Genomic DNA, 4149 nt, shown 5'->3' with positions numbered 1-4149 from the left:
CCTGGTCAGCGTGTGGGACGAGCACGTCGACTGCCGGTGGCTCGCCGAACGCACGGGCAGGTTCGAGGCGCCGACGAAGTTGTTCGGTCCGACGTTCTTCCGCCAGTCGGCCGCGAACATCGAGCGCACGGTTCTTTGCCCGGAAGGGGAGGCGCCGTGGCTGCTGATCAGGGTCGAGGTGGTGAACCCGGGCTCGGAGGTGCTGCGGCACGTCCTGACCGAGGAATGGGCGGTGCAGCCGCGTCTCGTCGACCTGGAGTTCGGCCCTTCGCGCAACGAAGCTCCCGCGCATCCGTCGGTGGTGGCTCTGGAGGAGTGCGGTGGCGAGCGCGTCGAGACCACGACCGGGCTGTTGACCATCACGGTCCCGATCGAGCTCGCACCGGGCGCGCGGACGACTGTGTGGTTCCGGTTCGGCCTCTTCGACGGACCTGTGGATCCAGAGGCGGTGTACGCCGACAGCCTCAGCAGACTGCGGAAGCGGCTCCCCGAAGGCCCGGACGAGATCCGCTGGCACGCGGCCCTGCTCACGGGAGGCGCGTGCGTCGACGGTGTGCTCGGCGGCCACACCCTGAACCAGGGCTCTGCCTACTCGTTCCGGCACGGTTTCAACGGCGCCGCAAGGGATCCGCTGCAGCACGCACTCCCGCTCGTGCACCTCGAACCGGATCTCGCCCTGTCGGTCCTGCGCAACACCTGCGCCTGGGGCAGCCCCGACGGCGACCTCCCGTACGCCCTCGACGGCCGCAAACAGCCCTGGACCCAGCTGTTCCGCCCGTCCGACCAGAACCTGTGGGCGCTGTGGCTGGCCGCCGAGTACGCCCACGTCACCAACGACCTGGCCGCGTTCAACGAGCCGGTGCCGTACCACCCGAGCCACCACGCCGAACCCGTACCGCTCGCGGAGAACCTCAGGCGCCAGTTCAGGTTCTTCGCCGACGAGGTGGGCGTGGGGGAGCACGGGCACGTCCGGATTCTCAACGCCGACTGGAACGACCTCGCCATCACCGAGTCCGGCGTGGACCGCGAGCTGATGATCGAACGCGGCGAGTCCGTGCTGAACTCGGCGATGGCCGCCTGGGTGCTCCCGGTCTACGCGCGTCTCGCGGAACGTCTCGGTGATCACCTCACTGCGGCGGAGGCGCGGCAACGTGCCGATGATCTGCGCGAGAGAGTCGCGAGCGAGTGGAACGGTCGGTGGTTCAGAAGAGCCCACGCACCCGGCAAAGGCCCGATCGGCGATCACGATCTGTGGCTGGAAGTGCAGCCGTGGGCGATCCTCTGCGGTGCGGCCGCACCGGACCAGGCGCGCGCGTTGCTCAAGACGATCGACGAGAAGTGCCGGACCGGCTCACCGCTCGGCGCCCGGCACCGCTGGCCGTTCAGCACTCCGAGCCAGATCTGGTTCTCGGTGAACACGACCCTGATCTGGGCAGCCGCGCAGTACGACCCGGACCTGGCGTGGGATGAGTTCACGCGCATGACCCTGCACGCGCACACCACCGCCTACCCCGGCACGTGGATGGGCACGCTGTCCGGCCCCGACTGCTACCTCGGTCCGGAGAGCGACAGGCCGGGCGAGACCTGGGCGCTGCCGGACTCCGGCGTGGCCATGCAGGCGTATCCGGTCGCCAACCTGCACAGCCACTCCCAGCCGTTGCTCGCCCATCTGCGACTCACTCGTGCCGCCAGAACACCGGGAAGCCGTACTCTCCCGCCGCGGTGACCGCGATGTCGCCCGGTTCCGCCCGCAGCAGCGCTGGGTTCCTGGTTCCGCCCTGTGGCGACACAGCCGCCGTAAACCCCTCGTCGCCTGGCACGGGATCGGCGGGCGCGACGCCTGAGCCCAGCAACACCAGCACACTCAGCAACGCGCCGAGAGCCCGCATCAACGCTTCCCCGTCGAAGCGGCCCACACGGCGTCACCCGCGAACACCGCCGAATACCCGGGCAGCGCGGCGGTTCCCTCGGCCGCGCCACCACACGCCGCCACCCCGTTCGGCCCGGTCACCGCGCTGCACAGCGCCCGGTCACCCGCGCTGAACGACAACTTCCGGCCCACCACCGGCTGTCCGGCGTCGGTGAGCGTCGCGGACAGGCTCGGACTGCCCAGCCGCGCCGGTGCCACGGCGATCGCGGCCGGGTGCGGCGCCGCCGGGCTGGAGAAGATCGACGCGCTCACCCGCAGCCCTGCCTGGGACTGCTGGGCGGGGAACAGGTACAGCAGCGCGGAGTCCGGTCCGGAACCCGTCTGCCGGCAGTCCGACGCCTGCGTGCTCACGTCGGCCAGCGGATCGGTCTCGTAGCCGCCGGCGACCGCGCCGACCGCCCGCGGCCAGCAGACGAACTTCACCGACTCCGGCGCGGTCGGCGCCGGGGTGACCCGCGCCGGACCGGTACCGGTGAACCCGGCGGCGAAGGTCGGTGCCGGGAAGTTGTTGTCCGTCACCGCGAAACTGTTCGCCCCGGTGAACGTCCGCTCGTGCGTGACCGGGGTGGCGAACGGCTGGAAACCGCTCTCCGAGGTCTGCTGGCTCACCGGCCCGTCGTCCGCGCCGACGGCGACGTCCCACAGGTACTGGACCTGGAGCTTGTCCTGGGTGTCGCGGATCGTTCCGGTGGTCACCTCGATGGTCGTGTCGGCGAGGGTGGTGCCGTGCACCACGATGTCCTGGAACAGCGTGACCGTGTCGCCGGAGGAGAGCGGCAGGCTCCACAGCGTGTGGGAGGACGTCGGGGTCAGCTGCAGCACGAACCCGTTCTGCTCGTCGAGCTCCACCTGGTTCGGCTGGGTCAGGTAGGGCGACTGCACGAAGTCCTTGCCGGTGGTGAGGTTGCGGACGGTCATGAAACTCGTGCCGGGCACGCCGTCACCCGACAGCACGTTCTGGCGAGGTCCCGCCGGGTGGTCCGGCCCGGTCAGGACCGTGAACGAACCGATGCCGAAGCCGCGGGTCCGTTGCAGGTACACCTGGAAGACGCCGTTGCCGAACGAGGCCGGGGGCAGCACGGCGCCGCGAGCGTCCGAGCGCATCCGCATCTTGAGGTCGGTGGGAGCCGCCGCGGCCGGGACGGTGAACGTCACCAGAGCGGCGCACAGCAGGGCGAGCAGCGTCCGCCGCGCGATCGGCGCACGCCACAACGGTTCCTCCATTGCGTTCCCCTCAGTCCGCGTGATCGCAGACTGGCAGCGGTGCCCCGATCGGACCAGGTTTCACTCCGCTGAGCGGACCGGCGAACGGCTCCTCGCCATCCGCACCGGCGGCGTTTACCGTGGACGACGTGCTGACGACGACGCCGGTAGCGCGGCAGGCAGATCCGCGGGTCGGACGGCTCGCGACCCGGCTCGTGCGAGAACACGACGGGGTGCCGCCCAGCCTGGTGCGCGAGTGGATCGAACACGCCCGCTCCCGCTTCTGCGACGCGCCGGTGCAGGACTTCGTGCCGCTGCTGGTCGAACGCGCGGTGCGCGCCGAGGCGCTGCGCTACACGTCCGATGTGCCGGAGACGTCCGGAACCTGGCTGTCGGACTGGGCCAGGAACACGGCACGCCGCCTGCTCTCGGCCGAGCTGCCCCGCCGCTGGGCCCACACCGCCGGAGTCGCCCGCCGCGCCGGACAGGTGGCGCGCGTGCTGCCCGTCGAGCAACGGGACGTGCTGGTCGCGGCGGCCTGGGTGCACGACATCGGGTACGCCTCCGTGCTCGTCGACACCGGCCTGCACTCGCTCGACGGCGCCCGGTTCCTGCAGCGAGCCGGCATGCCGGACCGCATCTGCGGGCTGGTGGCGCACCACTCCGGAGCGTCCGCCGTCGCCGCGCTGACCGGTCTGGCCGGCGACCTGGCTTCGTTCGACGACGAACGCGGCAGGCTCCGCGACGCGCTCTGGTACGCCGACATGACCACGAGCCCCGACGGCCACCCCATCACGGTGCAGGAGCGGATCGCCGAGATCCGCGGCCGCCGCGGGCCCGACGATCCGGTGGTGCGGGCGCTGGCGATCAACATCGACGACCGGCTGGCGTCCGTCCGCCGCATCCACCGGCTGCTGCGCCGCACCTACTCCGGCTGAAGCCGGGCAAAAGAAAAAGACTGTTTCTCAAAAATCCCGCGGCTAGTAGTACTTCGTCAGGTCGCGCTGACCTGGGCG

General features: G+C 70.8%; 4 protein-coding genes. 2 read left to right on the top strand and 2 right to left on the bottom strand.

Annotated elements, in window-relative coordinates; genetic code table 11:
- Nucleotides 1-1726 (top strand): GH36-type glycosyl hydrolase domain-containing protein (locus UK23_RS33855; protein ID WP_196777998.1); only part of this gene is annotated, 1726 nt, incomplete at its 5' end.
- Here the strand turns inward: UK23_RS33855 and UK23_RS50735 are convergent.
- Nucleotides 1677-1889: a hypothetical protein gene (locus UK23_RS50735; RefSeq protein ID WP_156213580.1), complete on the bottom strand. Its 213-nt coding sequence runs from the start codon at nt 1887-1889 to the stop codon at nt 1677-1679. The genes UK23_RS33855 and UK23_RS50735 overlap by 50 nt on opposite strands.
- Nucleotides 1889-3154, bottom strand: coding sequence for a hypothetical protein (locus UK23_RS33850; RefSeq protein ID WP_045315799.1), 1266 nt, complete (start codon nt 3152-3154; stop codon nt 1889-1891). The genes UK23_RS50735 and UK23_RS33850 overlap by 1 nt, the downstream gene beginning before the upstream one ends.
- A 128-nt stretch (nt 3155-3282) precedes the next feature.
- Here UK23_RS33850 and UK23_RS33845 point away from each other — a divergent pair, with 128 nt between their 5' ends.
- The gene (locus tag UK23_RS33845; protein ID WP_231114806.1) at nt 3283-4071 is read left to right on the top strand and encodes a three-helix bundle dimerization domain-containing protein; all 789 of its coding nucleotides are present in this window, start codon (nt 3283-3285) and stop codon (nt 4069-4071) included.
- Nucleotides 4072-4149 lie beyond the last annotated feature (78 nt).

It is taken from the genome of Lentzea aerocolonigenes (genome assembly GCF_000955955.1).
GTDB classification, from domain to species: domain Bacteria; phylum Actinomycetota; class Actinomycetes; order Mycobacteriales; family Pseudonocardiaceae; genus Lentzea; species Lentzea aerocolonigenes_A.
The sequence above is the reverse complement of the archived record's forward strand: the minus strand, read 5'-3'. Positions and strand labels throughout refer to the sequence as shown.